This window comes from Microbacterium sp. SA39 (assembly GCF_000967865.1).
Lineage (GTDB): Bacteria > Actinomycetota > Actinomycetes > Actinomycetales > Microbacteriaceae > Microbacterium.
In genome coordinates this window covers 198,056-219,208 of the sequence record NZ_JXRU01000039.1, presented here as the reverse complement: position 1 = coordinate 219,208, position 21,153 = coordinate 198,056, and the positions used below count along the sequence as shown (strand labels likewise).

General features: G+C 68.5%; 26 protein-coding genes and 1 pseudogene. 15 read left to right on the top strand and 12 right to left on the bottom strand.

The annotated features are described in order from the left end of the window. Window positions 1–70: 70 nt before the first annotated feature. The 3 genes from RS85_RS17440 to RS85_RS17430 are packed head-to-tail and all read right to left on the bottom strand — an operon-like array spanning window position 71 to window position 3,296. Window positions 71–1,387: a glycosyltransferase family 2 protein gene (locus RS85_RS17440; RefSeq protein ID WP_046014728.1), complete on the bottom strand. Its 1,317-nt coding sequence runs from the start codon at window positions 1,385–1,387 to the stop codon at window positions 71–73. Next, window positions 1,384–2,370: a hypothetical protein gene (locus tag RS85_RS17435; protein ID WP_046014727.1), complete on the bottom strand. Its 987-nt coding sequence runs from the start codon at window positions 2,368–2,370 to the stop codon at window positions 1,384–1,386. Before RS85_RS17435 ends, RS85_RS17440 begins: the two co-directional genes overlap by 4 nt. Beyond that, complete coding sequence (locus RS85_RS17430) at window positions 2,367–3,296, bottom strand: WcbI family polysaccharide biosynthesis putative acetyltransferase (protein ID WP_046014726.1); 930 nt, start codon at window positions 3,294–3,296, stop codon at window positions 2,367–2,369. The genes RS85_RS17435 and RS85_RS17430 overlap by 4 nt, the downstream gene beginning before the upstream one ends. Before the next feature lie 21 nt (window positions 3,297–3,317). Between RS85_RS17430 and RS85_RS17425 the strand changes: the two genes are divergently transcribed. The 14 genes from RS85_RS17425 (at window position 3,318) to RS85_RS20260 (ending at window position 12,572) form a co-directional block, all read left to right on the top strand. Continuing rightward, entirely contained in the window at window positions 3,318–4,478 is a 1,161-nt protein-coding gene (locus RS85_RS17425) for a glycosyltransferase family 4 protein (protein WP_082087691.1), read from the top strand. After that, window positions 4,475–5,614 (top strand): glycosyltransferase, encoded by a 1,140-nt coding sequence (locus RS85_RS17420; RefSeq protein WP_046014973.1) that lies wholly within the window; start codon window positions 4,475–4,477, stop codon window positions 5,612–5,614. The genes RS85_RS17425 and RS85_RS17420 overlap by 4 nt, the downstream gene beginning before the upstream one ends. After that, window positions 5,611–6,630: a glycosyltransferase gene (locus RS85_RS17415; protein WP_046014724.1), complete on the top strand. Its 1,020-nt coding sequence runs from the start codon at window positions 5,611–5,613 to the stop codon at window positions 6,628–6,630. The genes RS85_RS17420 and RS85_RS17415 overlap by 4 nt, the downstream gene beginning before the upstream one ends. Further along, on the top strand, window positions 6,627–7,529 hold the full coding sequence (locus RS85_RS17410; protein ID WP_082087690.1) for a glycosyltransferase family 2 protein: 903 nt from the start codon (window positions 6,627–6,629) through the stop codon (window positions 7,527–7,529). Before RS85_RS17415 ends, RS85_RS17410 begins: the two co-directional genes overlap by 4 nt. Beyond that, window positions 7,526–8,506: a diacylglycerol/lipid kinase family protein gene (locus RS85_RS17405; protein ID WP_235282478.1), complete on the top strand. Its 981-nt coding sequence runs from the start codon at window positions 7,526–7,528 to the stop codon at window positions 8,504–8,506. Before RS85_RS17410 ends, RS85_RS17405 begins: the two co-directional genes overlap by 4 nt. A 9-nt stretch (window positions 8,507–8,515) precedes the next feature. Beyond that, window positions 8,516–9,325: a polyphosphate kinase 2 gene (ppk2, locus tag RS85_RS17400; RefSeq protein WP_046014723.1), complete on the top strand. Its 810-nt coding sequence runs from the start codon at window positions 8,516–8,518 to the stop codon at window positions 9,323–9,325. A gap of 54 nt (window positions 9,326–9,379) precedes the next feature. Continuing rightward, complete coding sequence (locus tag RS85_RS17395) at window positions 9,380–9,955, top strand: helix-turn-helix domain-containing protein (protein WP_052703617.1); 576 nt, start codon at window positions 9,380–9,382, stop codon at window positions 9,953–9,955. Further along, window positions 9,955–10,128: a hypothetical protein gene (locus RS85_RS19790; RefSeq protein WP_160298648.1), complete on the top strand. Its 174-nt coding sequence runs from the start codon at window positions 9,955–9,957 to the stop codon at window positions 10,126–10,128. The genes RS85_RS17395 and RS85_RS19790 overlap by 1 nt, the downstream gene beginning before the upstream one ends. Next, on the top strand, window positions 10,128–10,655 hold the full coding sequence (locus RS85_RS17390) for a hypothetical protein (RefSeq protein WP_046014969.1): 528 nt from the start codon (window positions 10,128–10,130) through the stop codon (window positions 10,653–10,655). The genes RS85_RS19790 and RS85_RS17390 overlap by 1 nt, the downstream gene beginning before the upstream one ends. Before the next feature lie 67 nt (window positions 10,656–10,722). Next, window positions 10,723–10,932, top strand: a complete 210-nt coding sequence (locus RS85_RS17385) for a type II toxin-antitoxin system HicA family toxin (RefSeq protein WP_046014722.1) — start codon at window positions 10,723–10,725, stop codon at window positions 10,930–10,932. 9 nt (window positions 10,933–10,941) lie between these two features. After that, on the top strand, window positions 10,942–11,139 hold the full coding sequence (locus RS85_RS17380; protein WP_046014721.1) for a hypothetical protein: 198 nt from the start codon (window positions 10,942–10,944) through the stop codon (window positions 11,137–11,139). Beyond that, the gene (locus RS85_RS17375) at window positions 11,136–11,546 is read left to right on the top strand and encodes a hypothetical protein (RefSeq protein ID WP_046014720.1); all 411 of its coding nucleotides are present in this window, start codon (window positions 11,136–11,138) and stop codon (window positions 11,544–11,546) included. Before RS85_RS17380 ends, RS85_RS17375 begins: the two co-directional genes overlap by 4 nt. 26 nt (window positions 11,547–11,572) lie before the next feature. Continuing rightward, entirely contained in the window at window positions 11,573–11,866 is a 294-nt protein-coding gene (locus RS85_RS17370; protein WP_152642459.1) for a hypothetical protein, read from the top strand. A 178-nt stretch (window positions 11,867–12,044) separates the two neighbouring features. After that, entirely contained in the window at window positions 12,045–12,572 is a 528-nt protein-coding gene (locus RS85_RS20260) for a DUF2599 domain-containing protein (RefSeq protein WP_160298647.1), read from the top strand. On the opposite strand, the gene RS85_RS19590 is transcribed toward RS85_RS20260, so the two are convergent. From RS85_RS19590 to RS85_RS17330, 8 genes and pseudogenes are all read right to left on the bottom strand, one after another. Next, window positions 12,553–12,957 carry a hypothetical protein gene (locus tag RS85_RS19590; protein ID WP_046014718.1) on the bottom strand — a complete coding sequence of 135 codons (405 nt, stop codon included), beginning with the start codon at window positions 12,955–12,957 and terminating at the stop codon, window positions 12,553–12,555. The two genes, RS85_RS20260 and RS85_RS19590, sit on opposite strands and share 20 nt — an antisense overlap. 380 nt (window positions 12,958–13,337) lie before the next feature. After that, window positions 13,338–13,538, bottom strand: coding sequence for a hypothetical protein (locus tag RS85_RS17360; protein ID WP_152642458.1), 201 nt, complete (start codon window positions 13,536–13,538; stop codon window positions 13,338–13,340). Between the two features lie 155 nt (window positions 13,539–13,693). Then, a pseudogene (locus RS85_RS17355) lies at window positions 13,694–14,530 on the bottom strand (IS481 family transposase); the annotation flags it as partial. Between the two features lie 132 nt (window positions 14,531–14,662). Beyond that, the gene (locus RS85_RS17350; protein ID WP_046014716.1) at window positions 14,663–15,502 is read right to left on the bottom strand and encodes an ABC transporter ATP-binding protein; all 840 of its coding nucleotides are present in this window, start codon (window positions 15,500–15,502) and stop codon (window positions 14,663–14,665) included. Continuing rightward, the gene (locus tag RS85_RS17345; RefSeq protein WP_046014715.1) at window positions 15,495–16,355 is read right to left on the bottom strand and encodes an ABC transporter ATP-binding protein; all 861 of its coding nucleotides are present in this window, start codon (window positions 16,353–16,355) and stop codon (window positions 15,495–15,497) included. Before RS85_RS17345 ends, RS85_RS17350 begins: the two co-directional genes overlap by 8 nt. Continuing rightward, window positions 16,352–17,260 carry an ABC transporter permease gene (locus tag RS85_RS17340; RefSeq protein WP_046014714.1) on the bottom strand — a complete coding sequence of 303 codons (909 nt, stop codon included), beginning with the start codon at window positions 17,258–17,260 and terminating at the stop codon, window positions 16,352–16,354. The genes RS85_RS17345 and RS85_RS17340 overlap by 4 nt, the downstream gene beginning before the upstream one ends. After that, window positions 17,257–18,318, bottom strand: a complete 1,062-nt coding sequence (locus tag RS85_RS17335; protein WP_046014713.1) for an ABC transporter permease — start codon at window positions 18,316–18,318, stop codon at window positions 17,257–17,259. Before RS85_RS17335 ends, RS85_RS17340 begins: the two co-directional genes overlap by 4 nt. An 11-nt stretch (window positions 18,319–18,329) precedes the next feature. Beyond that, window positions 18,330–19,916 (bottom strand): ABC transporter substrate-binding protein, encoded by a 1,587-nt coding sequence (locus RS85_RS17330; protein WP_046014712.1) that lies wholly within the window; start codon window positions 19,914–19,916, stop codon window positions 18,330–18,332. Window positions 19,917–20,046: 130 nt separating this feature from the next. On the opposite strand from RS85_RS17330, the gene RS85_RS17325 reads away from it, so the two are divergent. After that, entirely contained in the window at window positions 20,047–20,655 is a 609-nt protein-coding gene (locus RS85_RS17325) for an Lrp/AsnC family transcriptional regulator (protein WP_327037223.1), read from the top strand. A gap of 114 nt (window positions 20,656–20,769) precedes the next feature. Here the strand turns inward: RS85_RS17325 and RS85_RS17320 are convergent, their stop codons facing one another. Continuing rightward, entirely contained in the window at window positions 20,770–21,123 is a 354-nt protein-coding gene (locus RS85_RS17320; protein ID WP_235282476.1) for a hypothetical protein, read from the bottom strand. Between the last annotated feature and the right edge of the window lie 30 nt (window positions 21,124–21,153).

Below are 21,153 nucleotides of genomic sequence, written 5' to 3'. Positions count from 1 at the left end.
TGAACACTGCGGGCCGGGGCTTCTGCCTCGGCCCGCAGTGTTTCCGGCACCGCAGTTCCGACGTGGCGGCTCAGCCGAACTGGTCGGGTCCGCCCCACCCGCCGACCCATGCCTCGACCCGGGGATCGGCACGAAGAAGGCGGATGCCGGGGGCCTCGAGCCGCGCGACCTCGAAACCCTCCGCCGTGCCCCAGCGGTCGGCCCGGCGCACGGCGCGTCGCGAGCGCAGCACACCCAGGGCGGAGCCGTCGGCAGCACGCAGCGCGACGGTGCCGACATCGCCCGCGCCGAGCCCGGCGACGCACTCCGTGATCCACGACGCATCGAGCACCACGATCGGGCGTTCGATCTCCCAGACCACCCGAGCATCCAGTCCGGCCCCATCCGCGAGACCCGAGCCGACCACGATGCGCGGGTCGTCCGCGGGCGCCGTCGCACCGGCATGCAGCACCACGCGTGCCCGCGGAAAGGCCGCGAGCAGCGAGTCCACGGCGATGAACAGGGCCGCCGGAGTGTGCGCACCGGTCAGGCGCACGACGAGGTCGGGCGCGTCCGACCACAGCCCTCTCGGCGCGGACCCCGCGACGGGGATCGACGTCGTGAGCCGCAGGGTCTGCGCGTTCGCACGCTCGAGCCCCGAGCCGTCGCGCTCCGACCACTCCGGTCCGTCGTGCCACGCCACGGCATCCGGCACGTGGGCGAGCACGGCGCCCGCCTGCCACAGTCGGTGCGCCCACTCCCAGTCCTCACCGCCGTAGGTGGTGAAGGACTCGTCGAAACCGCCGGTCTCGTCGAACAGCCGCCGCGAGCAGGCCATGACCGCGCCGATGACGAAGCGGTAGGAGCGGTCGTCGGCGTCGCGCAGATTGCGGCTGCGCGCATACTCCTCCGCCAGCCACGCCGGCTCGGGCAGCTCGCGTCCGGATGCCGCGTCGATGACGGGCGCGTCGGGACGGATGCCGCTGAAGTCGGCGTGCCGACGGCGACCGACGGTCAACGCCTCGGGAAGGAGGGCGGGGAGCCGGGTGAGCGCTCGGACGTACCCGGGTTCCGGGGCCGTGTCGGCGTCGAGGAAGCACAGCACGTCCCCGCTGCTCGAACGGACACCGAGGTTGCGCACCGCGGCGAGGCGGAAGCCGAGGTCGTCCTGCCGGGCGACGATCACGCCCTCCGGAACCGCGACTACGCCCGGGGAGCCGTCGTCGGCGACGACGATCTCGAGCAGCTCCCGGGGATAGTCCTGGGCAGCCAGGGCGTGCAGCGTGCGGGCGAGTTCGGACGGCTGGTCGTAGTGCGCGACGATCACCGAGACGCGTGGGAGCGCATCCGGCTCCACCCCGTCGAGCTCGTCCCAGCGGTTGCCGACGACCCACGGATGCCGCGTCACCGGTCCAGCCCGTCCCACCACTGGAGGTACGCCTCGGCCACCTCGGTCCACGACATCGGCAGTCGCGTGAGACCGTGCCACGTCGTCTCGGGCCGCGCGTGGGCCTCGCGCACCGCGGCGGCGAGGTCGGGCTCGTCGCCCGTCAGGAGCGTTCCCGGTCGCAGCGCCGCCATCTCGTCGATGTAGCGGTTGCGCACCGCCACCGGTCGCCGGCCCCAGTTGATCCAGGAGGCGAGGGAGCCGGATGCCGAGATGTGCCGGTGCGCGATGACGGGCACCGACACCGCGCGGCCGCGGCGGGCGATCTCGTCATCCTCGAGCCATCCGGTCACGTCCACGCTCACGCCGAGGTCAGCGGCGCGGCGCACGAAGGCCTCGAGGTCGGCGGCATGACCGTCCGAGGCGCGGCCGAGCACCGTCATCCGAGTGATTCCGGCGGCGGAGGCCGCCAGCGCCGCCTCATCGTGCCCCTTGCCGGGGTAGAAGAAGCCGAGCACGCCGACGGAGCCGTCGGGCTGCGACCGCTCTCCGGCATCCTGCAGCGCGACGGGGAGGGGAATGCTCGTGACCGGGCCCGACCACACATCCTCTTCGACGAGCAGCGAGTGCTCGTGCTCGCTGTTGACCACCACACCTCGCGCTGCCGCGGCCACGAGCGCGTACGCGGCCCGCCGCCGAGGCAGGTTCCGCTCGCCGTCGGACGCCTGCGGAAGGTCGTGCAGCGTGACGCTGACCGGCCGGCGCGCGGCGAGCGCGGCGAACACCCGTGCCGCCTCCTCGGGGGAGTCGCCCCACAGTCGGTCCGTGAAATGCGCGTGCACCGGAGTGGCGTCGTCGATCGTCTGGAGAGCTGTCGTCTCGAGCTCGGCCGGCTCGACGACTCGCAGCGCCGGCCGTCTCGCCCGCACCGCGGCGGCCACCTCGCGCGCGTACATCGCGACGCCGTGCGTGCCGGGGTGCACGAGCAGCAGCGGGGCGCTCATGCCGCCCGCCAGACGGCCAGGAGCGGAGCGAGACGGTCCACGGCGGCATCCACGAAAGCGGGGTGGGCGGCGTACCACTCGGTGTGTGCGGCACGCACCTCGGCATCGTCGATCACGGCGCGCTCGACGATCCAGTGCGCACGCGGCTCGTCCGGCAGCGACCAGGCGTCGACGACCTCGGGCGCGAGCGGCGCCTGCACCGCAGCGAGCAGGGGGCGCCCCGGGTCGGGCCGCTCTCCCGCGAAGCCGAGCATCTCGAGCACCCGGGCGCCGAGTGGCAGCCACACCGCGTTCCCCGGGTGATTGATCGTTCGCGCGTGGTCGGCGGTGACCTCGTCGAAAAGGTCGGACACGGGCACATCGGCGTTCTGCTCACGGACGCGCAGGGTGTCGATCGAGGACTGTCCGACGGCGCGCACCGCCTCTGGATGCAGCGCGGCGACGACGGGGATGCCGGCGGCAGCCGCGAGCGTACGGACGTCGTGGTACGCCACGAGGGGCGGATCGCCCTCGATGCCGGGCACGCGGATCGCGGCCTGGAAGGGATGCAGCCCTCCGAAGCGCACGGGCGGCACGGTCAGCATCCGGGCCTCGGTGACGGCGGCGATCTGGCGGGTTCCCAGCGGCAGGTCGCGATAGTCGTCACGGATCGGCTGGCTCACCACGATGTCGGCCGAGCGGACGACCTCGTGCAGGCGGGCGGTCTCCGCGGCATCCATCTCGAAAACGGGAGGTACCCTTACGAAGCGGTGTTCGGGAGAGTCGATCACAAGACGCAGCGACTCGGCCTGGCAGTTCCCGAGGATCACCCCGAATCGCGGGGGCAGGGGCGCGTGCCCGAAGAACTCCGAGTAGTGCCGCTGTCGCGCTAGCACCGCCGAGGCGTCCGGCGCAACGCCCGTGCTGGAATCGCGGCTATGGCTCATCCTATGAACGTATACCTCTGAATCTTCTCGTCCTTCCCCCTTGCATCGCAGCGGCTCCAGCATCGTGGCACGCGCATCCGTGCACTCAGTCACGCTCAGGAGAACCGCATCCGCACCGAACTCGACCCGATCCGCGTCGCCTCGATTCCCGCCGCCCACCCCTATGTGCGCGCCATCACCGATCCTCGACGGGTGCATGTGCTGCCCGATCCTCCGGTACCCGGGGCGCCCGCCGACCAGTGGTGGCCGCCGGTGGCCCTGACGGCGGAGTGGCTCGTCGCGCACGAGGCGGATTACGACGTGCTGCACGTGCACTTCGGACTCGAGTCGTTCTCGCCCGATGAACTGCAGGGTGCGCTGGATGCCGCTCGGCGGGTCGGGCGCCCGGTGGTGTACACCGTGCACGACCTGGAGAACCCGCAGCTCGTCGACCAGCAGCCGTATCGTGCGCTCCTCGATGTGATCGTCCCCGCCGCCGACCGACTGCTCACGTTGACGGAAGGCGCTTCTGCGGAGATCCGGCAGCGCTGGGGTCGTGAGAGCCAGGTGCTGGCGCACCCCACGCTCCTCGAGCGCGTCGTCGCGACCGGGCGCGGGGATGCTGAGGCCATCCGCGTCGGCATCCATCTGCGAGATCTGCGCCCGAACATCGCGGCTGAACACGCGATCCACGCTGCCGTGGGCGCTGCCGCACTGCTCGTCGAGGCCGGAATCCCGGTGCAGTTCGACGTGCTGATGAACGAGCGCGTGCGCGACGAAGAGGCGGCAGCCCGAGTACTCGCGACTGCCGAGAGGCATCCGGCCGTCCGGGTACGGCGCACTCCGCATCTGACAGACGCCGAGATCGAGGAGTGGCTGGGCGGCATCGATCTCTTCGTGCTGCCCTATCACCACGGCACCCATTCGGGCTGGGTGGAGCTCTGCTACGACCTGGGGGTCCGGGTCGCCGGCACGGACGTGGGGCACATCGGCGCCCAGCATCCTGACGATTTCACCGCGATCGACCTCGACGACGCGCAGACGCTCGCCGACGCCGTGCAGCTCACCGCGGGGACACCACGCCCGTCGGAGCGTGCCGGTGTGGTCGAGGAACGCCGTAACGCACGGGCGGCGGAACGCGAAGCAGTGCGCGCGGCGCATGCCGATGTGTACGCCGCCGTGTGCGCCGAGGTCCGCGCGTGAGCGGGTCGCCGCGGCTGCGGATCCTGGTCGTCGCACCCGAGCGGCATGCCCTCCGGCAGCCGCACGCCGGAGGCCTCGAGACGGTGGTCTGGAATCGGGTGCGCTGGCTGCGCGAGCACGGACACGACGTGCAGCTCTGCGCCGCCGAGGGATCGGACTTCCTCGGTTCCGACGCCGCTCTCCATCTGCCGCGGCCTCACTGGCATCGCACCCGCGACGCCTCCGACACCGACTTCCCCGAGGGGCACCGCCGGCTGCTGTCGGCGGCGTTCGATCGGGTACGCGACTTCCTCGACGTTCCCGCGACCCGGGTCGACGTCGTGGACAACCACAGCCTGCACGGCGATCCGATCCTGTGGAGCCGCGACATCGGCATCCCCGTCGTGACGACCCTGCACACCCCGCCGCTGTCCGACCTCGTGATCGCTGCGAACGCGCTCGACGGCTCGTCGCCGCATCGCTTCCTCGCCGTCAGCCAGTACACCGCACGTGCCTGGTCGGCCGAGGGAGTGGACGCGTTCGTCTTCCCCAACGGCGTCGACACGACGCAGTGGAGCCTGGGTGCGGGAGGCGGCGGCTGGGTGTGGTTCGGGCGGATCGTGCCCGAGAAGGCGCCTCACCTCGCCATCCTCGCCGCCCGTCGTGCCGGTGCGCGACTGAAGCTCGCGGGCCGCATCGGCGATGCCGCCTATTTCGCGCGCGAAGTGGAGCCGCTTCTCGGCGACGGCATCGACTACGTCGGCGCGCTGCACCACACCCAGCTCTGCGATCTCGTCGGTGCGGCGTCGGTCGCCCTGGTGACCCCGGTGTGGTCGGAGCCCTTCGGTCTCGTGATGGCCGAGGCCCTGATGACCGGAACGCCCGTCGCCGCCTTCGACTCCGGCGGAACGAGCGAGGTGCTCGCCGGCATGCCCGGCACGGCGATCGTCCCCGCGGGTGACGTCGGCGCTCTGGCGCGCGCGGCCTCCTCCCTTGCCGAGGATTCCGGCGCCTGGTCCTCCCGGGCTCGCGTGCGTGCGGCCGCCGTCGCCCGCTACTCGCTCGATCGACAGCACCGCGAGATCGAGCGCGTGCTCACCGTGTCGGCGCACGGCGTGACCACGGCATCCGACCTCGTCGAGGCGGTGCGAGCGTGATCGGCTGGTACGTGCACCACCACGGCTGGGGACACGCGACACGGATGCAGGCGATCCATCCGCATCTCGACAGCGAGGTGACGGTGTTCTCGAGCCTGCCCCGGCCGTCCGGACTCGGCGCGGGCACGATCTGGGTGCGACTGCCGTCGGACGCGGAACCGGTCACCGGTTCCGACGGTGTGCTCCGCGACGCGCATGAGTTCGGCGACGTCACCGCCCATGGCGCGCTGCACTGGGCGCCGATCGGGCACCCCGGGCATCAGGCACGTCTGGCGGCGATCGCGGAGTGGATCGCGCACAACCCCGTCGAGGCGTTCGTGGTCGATGTCAGCGTCGAGGTCGCGATCCTCGCGCGTCTGCTCGGAGTTCCCACCATCGTGCTCGCGCAGCCGGGCGAGCGGACCGACGCGCCCCACCGTCTCGGGTACGACCTCGCCGACCGCATCCTCGCTCCGTGGGCCGCGGGCACGATCGAGACGGCGGAACTCGCCGATCGAGAGGACCGCGTACGCCGCGTGGGGGCGGTGTCGCGATATGACGGTCACGCGCGCGACGCGGCCCTCGATGGCGATCCGGATGCTCGCCGCGTACTGTTCCTCAGCCGGACTCTCGACGCGCCTCGGCTGCAGGAGACGACGGCGCTGCTGCAGGCGGACGGCTGGATCGTCGAGTCGGCCGGTGCCGGAGAGAACGATCGCGTCGACGACGTGTGGCCGCTGCTGTGCCGCGCCACCGTGGTGGTGAGTGCTGCCGGTCAGAACGGCATCGCCGACCTCGCCGCTGCGGATGCCCGGGCCGTCGTCATCGCGCAGGACCGTCCGTTCGAAGAGCAGGAGGCCACCGCCCGCGTGCTGGCCGCGCAGGGGTACGCGCAGACCGCGTCGGCCGATGTCTCACCCGAAAAGCTGGTCGAACTCGTCCGCCGTGCGGCCGAGACTCCGCCTCGATGGGACGGATGGCAGGTGCGAGGTGCGGCGGCCCGCGCCGCAGCCGCGATCGAGGAGCTGGTGTCATGACCCGCGTGGCCGTCATCACACCGGCATCCGAGAACCGACTCGCCCATCTGCACCGCCAGCGTCTTCTGCTGCGCGAGGTGCAGACGCCCGAGGTCGAGGTCGTGCGCATTGAGGCCTGGCTCGACGAAGAGGCGCCGCCTTCTCCCCCGGCTATTCCGACCGTGCACGTGCCGCCCGGACGGAACGGCATGCGCGTCGGCGCCGCGCGCAACGCGGCCGCGCGCCTCGCGATGGAGCACGGCGCCGACCTGCTCGTCTTCCTCGACGTCGACTGCCTGCCCGGGGCCGAGCTGCTGGAGAAGTACGTCGCCGCCGCACGAACGCACCCCGACGACCTGCTCTGCGGGCCGGTGACCTACCTCGAGAGCGTGCAGCGCCCGTCCTCCCTCGGCGATCTGGGGGCGATGACCCGGCCCCATCCCGCGCGCCCTCTCCCGCCGGAGGGCACCGTGGTGCGGGCGATGGATGCCGAGTTCGACCTGTTCTGGTCACTCTCGTTCGCGGTGACCCCCGCGACCTGGACGCGACTCGGCGGCTTCGACGAGGTGTACGAGGGCTACGGTGCGGAAGACACCGACCTCGGCCGACGCGCCCGCGCGCGCGGCATCGGACTGCAGTGGGTCGGCGGCGCGCACGCGTACCACCAGTGGCATCCTGCCGGCTCTCCGCCGTGGCGTCATCTCGGCGACATCCTGCGCAACGGCGCCCTGTTCGCGGCGCGCTGGGGCGAGTGGCCGATGGGCGGCTGGATCGACGCCTTCGTCGAGGGCGGCGCCGTCGAAGCTCATGATGGCGGCTACCGGCGGGTGACGGATACCGCCGGACCACTGGACAAGGGCGTGAGTTCAGAGCATCCTGCTGCTCATCCGATCAACGACGACCGAGGGCACCACTCGTGACAATCGAAACATCCCGGCAGACCGCTGCCGTCATTTACAACCCCGTGAAGGTGGACCTCGACGCGCTGCGAGCCGCCGTGATCGCCGAAGCGGAGGCCGCGGGGTGGGCCGAGCCGACCTGGTACGAGACATCGGTCGACGACGTCGGTCAGGGCGTCACCCGGCAGGCGCTGGACGATGGCGCTGATCTGATCATCGCCGCCGGCGGCGACGGCACCGTGCGCGCGGTGGCGGAGGCGGTCCGCGGTTCCGGCACCACCGTCGCCCTGCTCCCGTCCGGCACCGGCAACCTGCTGGCTCGCAACCTCGACCTCACGCTCGACGACATGCCCGGGTCGGTGCGGTCCGCGTTCACCGGCGTCGATCGAAAGGTTGACCTCGGCGTGATCGACATCGAACGCGAGGACCGCACGCGATCCCGGCATGTGTTCGTGGTCATGGCCGGCATGGGCATCGACGCGAAGATGATCGACAACACCGACGAGGATCTCAAGGCCAAAGCCGGATGGGCTGCCTACCTGAAGGCGATCGTCACCTCGCTGCGCGACCCGAACGAACTGCGGATGCGGTACCGCCTGGACGAGGGAGAGACCCAGCGCGAGACGCTGCACACGGTCATCCTCGGCAACTGCGGCTCGCTTCCGGCGAACATCCTGCTGCTACCGGACGCCGTCGTCGACGACGGCCTGTTCGACGTGATGCTGATGCGCCCGGGTGGCGTGGCCGGCTGGCTTCGCGTGTGGTGGAAGGTCGTCTGGACGAACGGGGTCCTTCGACGCACCCGAGCCGGGCGGGCGGTGGCCGGGGAGCATCGCGACGACGACGACCTGCGCTACGAGACCGGCACCCGCTTCACCGCCCGTCTGTCCCGCCCGGAGCAGATCGAGCTGGACGGCGACGGCTTCGGCAAGGCCGTCGCCTTCGACGCCTGGATCGAACCCGGCGCACTCACCGTGCGTGTTCCCGCCGACGACTGAGAGAACACCATGGCTCACAAGAAGCGCAAGCGCGCGCGGATGGACAAGGCGAAGTACGAGAAGGAGCTGCGGCGCCTTCAGATCGAACTCGTCACCATGCAGCAGTGGGTCATAGCGGCCGACGCGCGCGTGCTGGTCATCTTCGAGGGCCGCGATGCCGCCGGAAAGGGTGGCGCGATCAAACGCGTGATGCAGTACCTCAACCCTCGGCACGCCCGTGTGGTCGCGCTTCCCCAACCCACCGAGAAGGAGAAGGGCCAGTGGTACTTCCAGCGATACATCGAGCGACTCCCCACCAAGGGTGAGATCGTGCTGATGGACCGTTCCTGGTACAACCGCGCCGGAGTCGAGAAGGTGATGGGCTACTGCACGGATGAGGAGTACGACCGCTTCCTCGCGCAGGTTCCCGTGGTCGAGCAGATGCTCGTCGACGACGGCATCATCCTGCTGAAGTACTGGTACTCGGTGTCCGACACCGAGCAGGAGAAGCGGTTCCGGTCGCGGCTGAACGACCCCATGCGACGGTGGAAGCTCTCCGAAACGGACCTGCTCTCCATCACCCGGTGGGAGGACTACTCCCAGGCGAAAGACGCGATGTTCGACGTCACCGACCGCGAACACGCGCCGTGGTGGTCGATCGACAGCGACGACAAGCGCGCGTCCCGGATCAACACCATCAGCCACCTGCTCAGCCAGATTCCGTACAAGCGGCTCGAACCGGAGAAGGTCGACTTCCCGGATCGTCCTGCGGCCGCGGAGAAGCCCCGTCCGCCGATCGACAAGCACGAACTCGTCCCGGATCACGCGGCGACCCTGTAGACCTCGCCTCTGCGGTAATATGTTCCCAAACACATATTGCTGAGGAGGTGTCCTGTGAACGCCAGCGCGGTCCTCGTGCGTGCCGCTCGCAAGAGTCGCGGCTTGACTCAGGCTCAGCTCGCGGAGCGCGTCGACATCGATCAGGGCCGCGTATCGCGTTACGAAGCAGGTGCCGAGGTCGAGTTCGGAACGATCGGGCGGCTGCTCGCGGCCAGCGGTCATCGGTTGTACTCGGCACCCACACGCAGAGATGATGCCGCGACGATCGCCTCGGCGGTCAGGGGCCATCTGCGAGCAGGCGACAAGCAGAGTGCGCTCCGCGAGCTCATCCAGCTCAGTGACAACCTCCTCTCCGAACACGGGCTGGTTCGCGGCATCCTCGGGCTCGCCGAGCCAGAGCCCACGGGCGATGCTGCGTGGGATGCTGCGATCGCCGCGCTCGTGGACCTTCGGCTTCGCCAAGAAGGGCTGCCTTCTCCCGCCTGGGTCGACGCTCCGAGCCGCAGACTGCCGCAACGACGCACCCTGGACGTGGATCCTGCCGATCCGATCCCGACAGTCGCGGATGTGCCGGCCGAATTTCTCGATCGAGGCGTTCTCGTCTGGCGTGACACCCTGGCCAGCGTCTGATGACCGATTCCCTCGATCGTGACGACATCATCTCCGGGCTGCGCGATCTGTACGTGAAGAATCTCGACCCCACCTACACGCAGGCCCCGATCGTCGTGGTTGACGAACACGACCACTGGAACGGCTTCCGCCCCGACTGCATCGATCGCATTGCAGCTGCGGGGGTGAAGTGATGGAGAACGTCAGCAGCCCTCTTGTAAAGGCGATCAAGCAGACATGGAAGGCGATCCAGCGCCGACACAGCGACGTCCCCGAGGTCGTCGCAACCCTCGCATCCGGCACCAGCGCCCGGGGCATGAAGATTGGTCACTTTGCCGCTGATCGTTGGCTACGCGGCGAAGACGCGATCCACGAACTGTTCATCGGTGGCGAAGGGCTCGCGCGCGGGGGAGTGGGCACGATTGGCACCCTTCTGCACGAGGCGGGGCACGCGGCCGCAGCTGCACGCGGCATCCAGGACACCAGCCGCCAGGGCCGCTATCACAACAAGCGCTTCAAGGTGGTTGCAGAGAGCTTCGGGCTCACGCTCGACCAAGTCAGTTCGATCGGGTGGTCAGTCACCACGGTTCCCGATGCCACGGCCGCGCTGTATGCCGCCGAGATCCGCAGGCTCGATGCGGCGATCACCGCCCACCGCCGCGCGGAGACGACCGGCTCAGGGGGGCGCACCGGTAACAACAACGGCAAGGCAGCCGAGTGAAGCCGCGGCGGCAAAAAAGTTCAATGCGGGGTTGTGTTGATAATGCAATGGGGGGTAGAATATAATCATGACGAAGCCGCAGAAGTACCGGGACGTGAGCCGATTCCTACGCTCGCAAGGGTGGGAGAACACCCGGACGCGGGGGAGTCACCATATCTGGCAGTCCGAGGATCGGACCCAGACGGTCTCAATCCCCGTTCACGGTGACAGCGTGAAGGCGGGGATTGTCCGCCAGGTGCAGACCGCATTCCCGAACACCCCGAACAACTGGAACTGAGAGGGCCGCATGAGCACGCGAATTCTCGTCACGCACAAAGGTGAAACCGGCTATCTCCGTAGTGAAACCGGCATCGACCTGCGGACGCGATACGGCGTCACGTTCGACCAGTCGCAGACCGCGACGTATCAGAACCGCGCCAGAGCAGAGCGGGTGGCCGAGAAGGTCGCTGCTCGCTTCGAGCGGGTAGAACTCGAGGAGGTATGACGATGCACAAGCTCAGCGCACGCGCGTTCCGCGACGATGACGGGACATGGACGATCGAGATCCCCGAACTCACGTCAACCAGTCCCAGCGGTGCGACGATCGTTGCCACGGGCTCCGCAACGACGTTCCGCGGCGTCTCGAAGGCGGCCCGAGATCTCGCCTCAGCCTGGCTCGACGTCGAGCCCGCAGAGGTAGAGGTGGCCGTGGCCGTGGACGCGCCCGACAACATCGTGCAGATGATTCGCGAGAGCGATCGGGCCGAGGAGGAGGGCAACCGAGCCCGCGCCCGCGGCGCGCAGCTGCGCCGTGAAGCAGTCCAGGCGTTGCGCGAGCAGGGTTACCCTCTGGAAGCCGCGGCGTCCGTGCTCGGTGTTAGCTTCCAGCGCGTGCAAAAGCTCGCCGGCTAATCGCCACAAGACGACGGAGGAGCCACATGCCCAACCCCACACAAATGACCGTGGCCCAGTTCTCGCCCGAGCGCATGGTCCCCTTCATTGGCCAGAAGGTGCTCGTCACGATTACGAGGCCGGCAGCCGGATCAGGCACGCAGCTGATGCGCTCCGTAGCCGGCGTCCTTGCCGGGGTGCATCGCCCGAACTACTTGGAGCAGGAGTCGGACTCCGGCACCTGGCCGTCACTCTGGTTCGAGCACCAGACAGGCGACGTCAAGATCCCCCTTGCTTACTCCGACGCAAGGGTGAACGTCATCACGAGAAGGGGAAGTTGATGCGTCAGTCGATGAGCGAAGCATAATCGTAGACTCCCCAACAGGCAGTTTCTCACTGACAGCGCCGGCCGACACCATAACAACCGAGTTTCAGCCGGTGCTTATGCAAGACGCCAGCGCATTGATCGCGATCGTAATTTAGGCACCAGGCAAGGAAGAATTCTCGTTTGACCTGGACGTGCCTGCCGGTGCCGCTCCCATCCTGCAGAACGACGGGTCCATCATCTTCCAGGACGACGAGGGGAACTATCATGGTGGCATTGCGACGCCATGGGCCCGGGTTTCATACGGAACCGCGGTACCAACCCAGTTCGAGATCATCGGCCGAGACCTCGTTCAGCGAGTCGAGCTAGATGACGTGCCTGCTGACGCCTACCCGGTAGTGGCTGACCCCTGGGCTGGACGCGCCTTGGTCGCGGCGGCGTGGGTCACCAACCAGAGTGGATCCGCTTACATCGTCAACGCGACACCGACATCCTGGGGTGAGTTCTACCGAGGTATCAATACCCACGCGGCGCACGTCGCTGAGTTAAAGGCCAAGCTGGGTACTCTGGCAAGCAAGGTCACAGCAACGATCGACAATCAGTTAGTCTGTCACGTGGCTTACGGTTACTTGTCGGGAGGAAAGACCTACAATATGGAGTCTTATCGCCCCAACATTCACTGGTCACTACAGGGAAACCCCGTCACTCAGTGCAACCCCTAGTTTGTTGTGCGGTCGGCGGCAGAAAGATCATGCCGTCGGCCGCACAGCCTGTCAAAAAACAGCCTGACCGATCAGCAAAGCGAGCAGATAGACTACAACGCCGCCGCCGACCAGCGCAATGTGCCATAGGAGGGAAGTTTTCCAGGCTTGCGCCGACGATCCCGGCGAACGCGATAGCCCATTCGTTGACGCCCAGGACGGACCGAATCTGGCTCCCGGCGACGATCGGCAGGAACACCGCAACGGCGATCGCCACCGCCCCGGCGAACAGAGCCGAACGGCCGGCGTCGCCCTTTCTCGTGGTGCGGCCCATCGGGTGAGCGATGATCCAGAAGGCCAGGATGCCGCCCACAACCGCCGCAACGCTAATGATCGAGTCAGCCATGCACCGAGGATACGACCGAGCGCGGACAGAGCACAGGCCAGCCGACGTCTCGGAGGTGGTTCGTTCTTTCGGCTGAGGACGGCGCAGGTGTTCGAGGGTTCCCGTGTTGTGAGGTTCGATCGCGTTTGAGAGGTGTTCGGAGAGCGACAGGCCTCGCCCCGTGCGGCCGTTGCCGCGAGTTCATCAGGCAGATAGATCCGTTCAACTTGGGGACCACCGTCTTGCTCAGCCGCGGCAGGACGGCACCGCTAACGCGATCTGCTCCCTGAATCGGCATGGCCAGAGCCGGAACTGCCCGCCTCTCCGCAGTGAAGACGCGCCATGAGCCCGAGGCCGCTGCGCGCTCCATGGAGGGCACCCGCTCCTGCCTCCGCGAAGCGTCAGTGACGGATCGAGCGGATGGCAGCGATCAGGATCCCGAACGCGAAGACCGGGGCGGCCGCGAACGAGGACCGCCAATTGCCGTTGAGGAGTGGGAGTCCGATCGCCACGGCCAGTGCAATCACGAAGATTCCGATGATGATGATGCGCCACAGCGTGTCGGTTCGAGTCCTGGTCGTCTCAGGCGTCAGTTCGCTCATGAAGACATGATCTCGCGTCGCCACCGCCGCCGGTGTAGGCCGTTCGGGGGACAACGCGCGGCTCGGACTGACGTACCGCCTCAGTTCAGAACAGCCGGAATGTACGCCTAGATATTCTTCCCCGGGAGGTTGTGAACGCGGGCTGAGGAACCAGGGGTGCGGTTGAAGCGTTCAACCTTGCCGTTGGATTGCGGTCGGAACGGGCGAGTTCGAAGGTGCTTGACGTTGGCGCCGAGTGCTGCGGCGAATATGTGCGAGCGATAGCAGGCGCCATTGTCGGTCATGACCGCGGTGACGGTGCTGCCGTGCTCGGCGAAGAACGCGCGAGCACGAATGCAGAAGCCGGCTGCGGTCTCGCCGCGCTCATCTTCGAGCCGTTCCGAATAGGCGAGCCTGGAGTGATCATCGACGGCGTGATGCAGGAACACGTAGCCGCGTGATGATGACGCGCCCCGGCGGGCGGCCCGATCACGGGCAACACCGGCTTGACGATCTTGCGTGGAGCCGCGGCCGTGCATGCGCCAACCGCCGCCGTCGGGGATCACACCGAGCTTCTTGATATCGACGTGGACGAGCTCGCCCGGGCGGCTCATTTCGTAGCGGATGGGCTTGGGCTTGCGGATCGGCAGGCCGGTGGACTGGTCCAGGTGCTCCAGCAACGGCATCCGATAGCGCGTCAGGACCCGGCCGACCGTCGAGCGCGGAATGCCCAGATGCCAGGCAATGCGATGCGGACCCCAGCGACGCGTGAACCGCAGAGCGATCACACGCCGCTCAGCGCGCAACGACAGCCGCGTCGGCGACGATACCGGCCGAGAGCTGCGGTCCGTCAGCGGCAGCCCAGCCCGATAGCGGCGCGACCACCGCGACGCCGTCGCCGGCGAACACTGGAACCGCTGCGCAGCGACGCGCACCGACCAACCGTCATCAACAATCAACGAAGCAAGACGACGACGCCCTTCCGGCGTCAAGGGAGCATTAGCGTGAGTCACGAAGACCTCCGGTGAACGAAGTGAGGGTGGTACCCACATCCTCCCGGAGGTCTTCGCTACGTCAAACGTTCACAACGTCCCGGGGAAGAACAGCTAGCCGCATGGGCCGACCGAAGGTGGCAGCACCTCCGGTCAGTTCAGGACAGCCGGGATCTCCGCCCAGACCTCGCGGTCGCCCACCGACGGCGCGACCGGGATGCGTCCGGCTCCGTCCGGCTCCGGAATCGCGGCGAGCAGCGCCCGGGTGTACGGATGCTGCGGCGCCGACCACACCTGATCGGTCGGCCCCGACTCCAGCACGCGCCCGGCGAACATCACGAACGTGCGGTCGGCGATGCGGCGGACCACGGCGAGGTCGTGCGAGATGAACAGCATCCCGGCCCCCGACTCCGCCACGAGGTCGCGCATGAGGGCGGCGACGCTCGTCTGGGTCGACGCGTCGAGCGCTGAGATCGGCTCATCCGCCACCAGGAGCGACGGGCGGGCGGCGAGCGCACGGGCGATCGCGATGCGCTGCTTCTGCCCACCGGAGAACTGATGCGGGAAGCGCGACGCCATCTCTGCGGGCAGGCCGACGCGCTCGAGCCACTCGGCGACCGTCGAACCCTCGGCGCCGCGTGCACGCGCGGTCGCGATGCCATCGGCGATCTGGTCGCCGACCCGCCGCCGCGGATTCAACGACGTCGACGGGTCCTGGAACACCATCTGGATGCCGGTGAGCGCCGTCGCACGACGACGGATGCCGAGCGGCGACACGGGCGCATCACGGAAGAGCACGGTGCCCGCTGCGGCCTTCTCGATGCCGACGACGGCGCGGGCGAAGCTCGACTTTCCGCTGCCGGACTCGCCGACGAGCGCCACGGTCTCACCGGGCGCGACCCGCAGCGACACCTCGTTCACGGCGACCACGGGCGGGTTGCCCGGGTACCGCACGACCACGTCGCGGGCGTCGAGGACGGCGACCTCACTCATGTGCATCCCCTTCGTCCGCGGCATCCGCCGGCGCGGCATCCGCGCTCTCGGCATCCGCGATCTTCGACCCCGGCAGCGCGGCGAGCAACGTCCGCGTGTACTCGTGCTGCGGATCGCGGAACAGCGTCTCGCGGTCCGCGAGCTCGACGATGCGCCCGTCCTTCATCACGGCGACCTCGTCGGCGATCGCGCTCATGACGCCGAGATCGTGCGTGACCAGCAGCACGGCGAGATTCCGCTCGATCGCGAGATCGCGCAGCAATTGGAGGATGCCGGCCTGCACGGTCACGTCGAGCGCCGTGGTGGGCTCATCGGCCAGGAGCACTTCGGGGTCGCACGCCAGGGCACAGGCGATCGCGATGCGCTGGCGCTGTCCGCCGGAGAACTGGTGCGGGTAGCGCTTGAGCGCTTCCGCCGGGTTCGGCACCTGCACGGTCTGGAGCAGCTCGACGGCGCGCTCCCGGGCGGCCGGCCCCTTGAGCCCCAGGTGCACGCGCATGTGATCCGTGAGCTGACGCCCGATCGGGAGCTGCGGATGCAGGGATGCCGACGGGTCCTGGAAGATCATCGCGATGCGCTTCCCCCGCACGCGGTTGAGCGCGCGGCGGCCGAGGCCGAGGAGCTCCTCCCCCGCGAGCGTGATCGAGCCGCCGGTCCGCGCCTGACGCGGGAGCAGCCCGAGTACCGCGAGCGAGGTCAGCGTCTTGCCCGACCCCGATTCGCCGGCAAGGCCGTGGATGCGACCGGGCAGGAGTTCGAGCGAGACGCCGCGGACGAGCGGACGTCCGATGTCGATCGTGAGATCGCGGATGCTGAGGGTGGCGTCGCGCGTCGCGACGGCGCGGGCGCTCATGCCAGCACCCCCGCGGACGCCTGGTGCTCATCCTTCTTCTCGTGCACGACCTCTGCGGTCGGGTCGAGCACGTCGCGCATCGCGTCGCCGAGGAAGTTGAACGCCAGCACGACCGTCAGGATCGCGAGCCCGGGGAAAACCCCGAGCCACCAGGCGTCGAAGTTCTGCATCGCGCCCGAGATCATCGAGCCCCACTCCGCCGTCGGGGGCTGCGCGCCGAGACCGAGGAAGGAGAGACCGGAGAGGAGCAGGATCGCCGCGCCGATGTCGAGCGTCGCGAGCACCAGCACGGGGCCGGCGATGTTCGGAAGGATGTCGACGAACAGCGTGCGCACCGGCGAGTGGCCGAGCAGGCGTCCGGCGATCACGTAGTTCTGGCCGCGCAGGCTCAGCACGATGCTGCGCGTGACGCGCGAGTACTGCGGCCACGACACGACGATCGCCGCGATGACCGCGTTGAAGAGCGACGGGCCGAGGGATGCCGCGACGACCATCGCGAGGATCACGGTCGGGAACGCCATGAACAGGTCGGTGATGCGCATGAGCGTCTCATCGAGCCATCCGCCGAAGTACCCGGCGAGCGCGCCGACCACGGTGCCGATGATCATGGCCGCGATCACGAGCATGAGGGCCAGGGGCAGGCTCACGGTCGCACCGGTCATCAGACGGGAGAAGATGTCGCGGCCGTTGCCGTCGGTGCCGAGAAGAGTGTCGATCCCCGGCGGCTGCAGGCGCGGGAGCACCTGGGCGTTCGGGCCGTAGGGCACCCACCACTGGGCTGTGAAGGCGACGATGATCCAGGCGCCGGCGATGACCGTGCCGATGATGCCGAGGGGCGTGCGCCAGGCACGCGGCCAGCGGAAGCGGAAGCGCCCGGCCGGGGATGCTGCGGCGATGCGGCTCATGCGATCCTCACTCTCGGGTCGAGGACGCCGTACAGCAGATCGACGACGAAGTTGATGAGGAGGTAGATGACGCCCACGACGAGACCGACGCCCATGATGCCGGGAAGGTCGAGGTTGGCCGCCGAGTTGTAGGCGTACGTGCCGAGGCCCGGCCAGGCGAACACCGACTCGACGAGGACGGTGCCGGAGAGCAGCGAACCGAAGGCGACGCCGACGATCGTGAGGATCGGGAGCGAGGCGCCGCGCAGCACGTAGTCGAGGATGACGCGCATCGCCGGGAGTCCCTTGGACCGCGCGGCGCGCACGTAGTCACTGCCCAGCACCTCGAGCACCGAGGTGCGGATGAACCGGGTCAGCAGGCCGATCGTGACGAGCGACAGGACGAGCACGGGAAGAGCGAGGTGAGCGAGCGCATCGAAGAAGCCGACAGCGTCGCCGTTGAGGAGGTAGTCGACCGTGTAGAGGCCGGTCACCCGGGGCGGCGGGGTGATCGACGGGGAGATGCGTCCCGAGCCCGGCGCGATGCGCAGCTCGAGGAAGAAGACGTAGAAGCTGACCAGTGCCAGCCAGAACGTCGGCACGCTCAGTCCGATCAGCGTGACCACGCGGATCACCTGATCGGTGACGAGTCCGCGGCGGTAGGCGGCGAGCGTTCCGAGCACGATGCTGACCGCGAGGCTCAGGATGATGGCACCGATCGCGATCTCGATGGTCGCGGGCACCGCCGTGGCGAGGTCGCTGGTGACCGGGCGCCCGGTCACCAGCGACGTGCCGAGGTTCCCGCGGAGCAGGTTCCCCATGTAGATGAAGTACTGCACGAACAGCGGCTGATCGAGTCCCTGCGCTTTGATGAACGCCTCGCGGGTCTCCGGGTTCTGCGAGGCGCCCTCGCCGAGCGCCGCCGAGACCGGGTCTCCCGGCACCAGGTTGGTGAGCGTGAACGTGACGATGGTCACGCCCACCAGCAGGAGCAGAGAGGTGCCGGCCCGGCGCAGCAGGTACCCGACCAGGGGCGATCTGCGCCGCTGCGCCTGGCTCTGCACCGCCACCGTCGTCATGGAGGCCCCGCTCAGCCGGCCGGGGCGATCTCGGCGATGTCCATCTCCCAGACGGAGTTGTACACCGCGCCTTCGACGTCGCCCGCGGTCGCGATGTTGCGGCCGGGCACGATCAGCGGGACGAAAGGTCCCTCGGCCTGCATGGCCTCGGCGAACGCGGTGAACGCCTCGGCACGCACGGCCTCATCGGTCGCGCTGGCCGCGCCCGCGGCGATCCCGGCGATCTCGGGGTTGGCCTCGGCTGCCCAGCCGGAGCGGAGTCCGACCTTCAGACCCGGGGCGAAGGGGAGGAAGTTCGCGGAGTCCGCGTAGTCCGGACCCCAGAACCACAGGCCGAAGCCCTCGGTGCCTGCGACGTAGGCGTCGAGTTCGGTGGCGAACGGTGCCGGGGCGAGTTCGACCGTGATGCCGGCCTCTTCGAGCTGCGCCTGGACGCGCTCGGCGAGCGGGGTGAACTCCACGCCGCCGACCGGGTAGTCGTTCGGGAACTGCAGCTTCAGGGTCTGACCCGTGTAGCCGGCTTCTGCGAGGGCTGCCTCGGCCTTGTCGAGGTCCTGCTCCACGCCCGTCTCGAGCGCGCCTTCGAATCCGGGCGGGATCACGCCGGTCGCCTGCACGGCGCCGGCACCTGCGAGCTCGAGCAGGGCGTCGTAGTCGAGGGCGTAGCGGATCGCCTCGGCGAGCTTGACGTTCGCGAGCTCGCCGGCGACGGCATCCGACTGGTTGAGCAGCAGGAAGATCGTCTGGCCCGACGGGACCGATTCGACCGTGAGGTCGTCGCCGAGGCCGGCGACCTGGTCGCCGTTCAGGTCCATTGCGACCATCGAGTCGCCGCCCTTGAGGTTGGCGAGCTGCGTGGCGCTCTCCGAGACGTTGCGCACGACGACGCGGGAGTACTCCGATTCCTCGTCGCCGTTGTACTCGTCGTTCTTGGTCAGCACCACCTGCGAGCTGAGGTCGAGGGTGTCGAGGATGAACGGGCCGGAGCCGGCCGACTCGCCGTCGAGGAACTCCTGGGCGGTGTCGGAGCCGTCGGTCGTGCCGCCGTTCTCCATCACGACATCCGCGTTCACGATGCCGAGAGCCGGGTTCGCGAGAATCGCGGGCAGCTGCAGCAGCGGAGTCTCGGAGACGAACGAGATCGTCTTGTCGTCGACCTCGGTGATGGTGAGGCCGCCGAGGAGGAAGTTCGGCTTCGCCTCGGTCATGCCCTGGATGCGCTGGAGGGTGAAGACGACGTCCTTCGCCTCGACCAGGGAGCCGTCGGAGAAGACGCGGTCGCCCTCGAGCGTGAACGTGAACTCGGTCGCCGCCTCGTTCTGCTCCCACGACGCGAGACCCGGGACAGGCGTGGAGACGTCGGAGCCCTCGAAGTCGACGAGCGTCTCGTACAGGGCCTTCGCGATCATGTTGCCGGTCGGGTCGTAGGTGTGACCGGGGTCGGCCGTCTCGATCGAGAACGCGGTGTCGATGACGAGCGAGTCGGCACCTCCGGACTGGTCGCCGTTGTTGGCGGAGTTGCCCCCGGAGCAACCGGCGAGCGCGAGGAGAGCTGTGGCTCCGATCGCGATGACTGACGTGCTGCGACGTGACGACATGAGAGCCTCCAGAGGCGAGGAGTACATTCGGGTGTGGTCGACCCAGATGTGGACGACCGGTGATCAGATTCGCATCATATGCGACGATGTGTCCAGAGAGTACGGGTCGCACCGACATGCTCTGTCCAGAATGATGCGCCAAGGGAGCAATATGTCCAGCAAGGATGCCGAACCGTCGAAGCATTCTGGACGAAGTGCTGCCCCTTTGGACGAGACCGCATACAGAATCCTCGATGTGCTGCGTGATAACGGTCGCGTCTCGATCGCCGCGCTCGCCGACAAGGTGGGCATCTCGAGGGCGAATGCGTACACGCGCGTCGAATCCCTCATGCACGACGGCGTCATCACCGGGTTCAGCGCTCGGGTCGATCAGGCCAAGGCCGGACTCTCGATCGGTGCGCTCGTCTTCGTCACCGTGCTGCCCCAGGCTTGGGCGTCTTTCCGAGACCGTGTGCTGGAGATGCCGGATGTCGAGTGGTGCGCCATCACGACGGGCGAACACGACGCGATGCTGCTGATCCGTGCGGTCGACGTCAGCGGTGTGCACGAGTTCTCGACCGGTGTGATCGCTCAGCTGCCCGAGGTGCGGACCGTCGTCAGCGTCGTGGTGCTCGACGAGGTCATCCGCCGCCCGTACCTGCTCCCCGGCGATCTGCCGGAGCGCAGCGTCGAGGTCCCGCTCGGGATGACGCGCTGGACGCCGGCCTCGCCCGGCCGCGACGCGCTCCCGCCCCGTTGACCATGCTCCGGTCGTTGAGCGAGCGCCAGCGAGACGAAACGCAACGACCGGTCGTTGAGCGGGTCTTCGGCTCGCTCCGGTCGTTGAGCGAGCGCCAGCGAGACGAAACGCGCGTCAGACGATCTCCTCGCACACGCTGAGCTGCGGGAGCCCGTGCATCTCGTAGTGCTCGACGAGGCGGACGCGCCCGTCTTCGGTGAGCTCGAGCTCGCTCTCGCCGTCTCCTGTCACCACGGTGCCGTCTGCGACGAGAACGTGCACGAACGACACCCAGATCGTGTCGGCCGTGCGCGTGCCGACGAACTTGCCGAACGTGACGGTGTCGCCCTCGTACCCGCCCCAGATCGCGCCGTCACGCTCGAAGTACTTGAAGACGCTGGGCGATTCGGGGTCGACCGCCGAGGTCGTCGACGACACCATCCGGAATCGGCGGCCGTCGAGGGAGGGGATCGTCGCAGTGGCAGTCACCCCTCGATTATGCGGGAGCCGTGAGGCGCG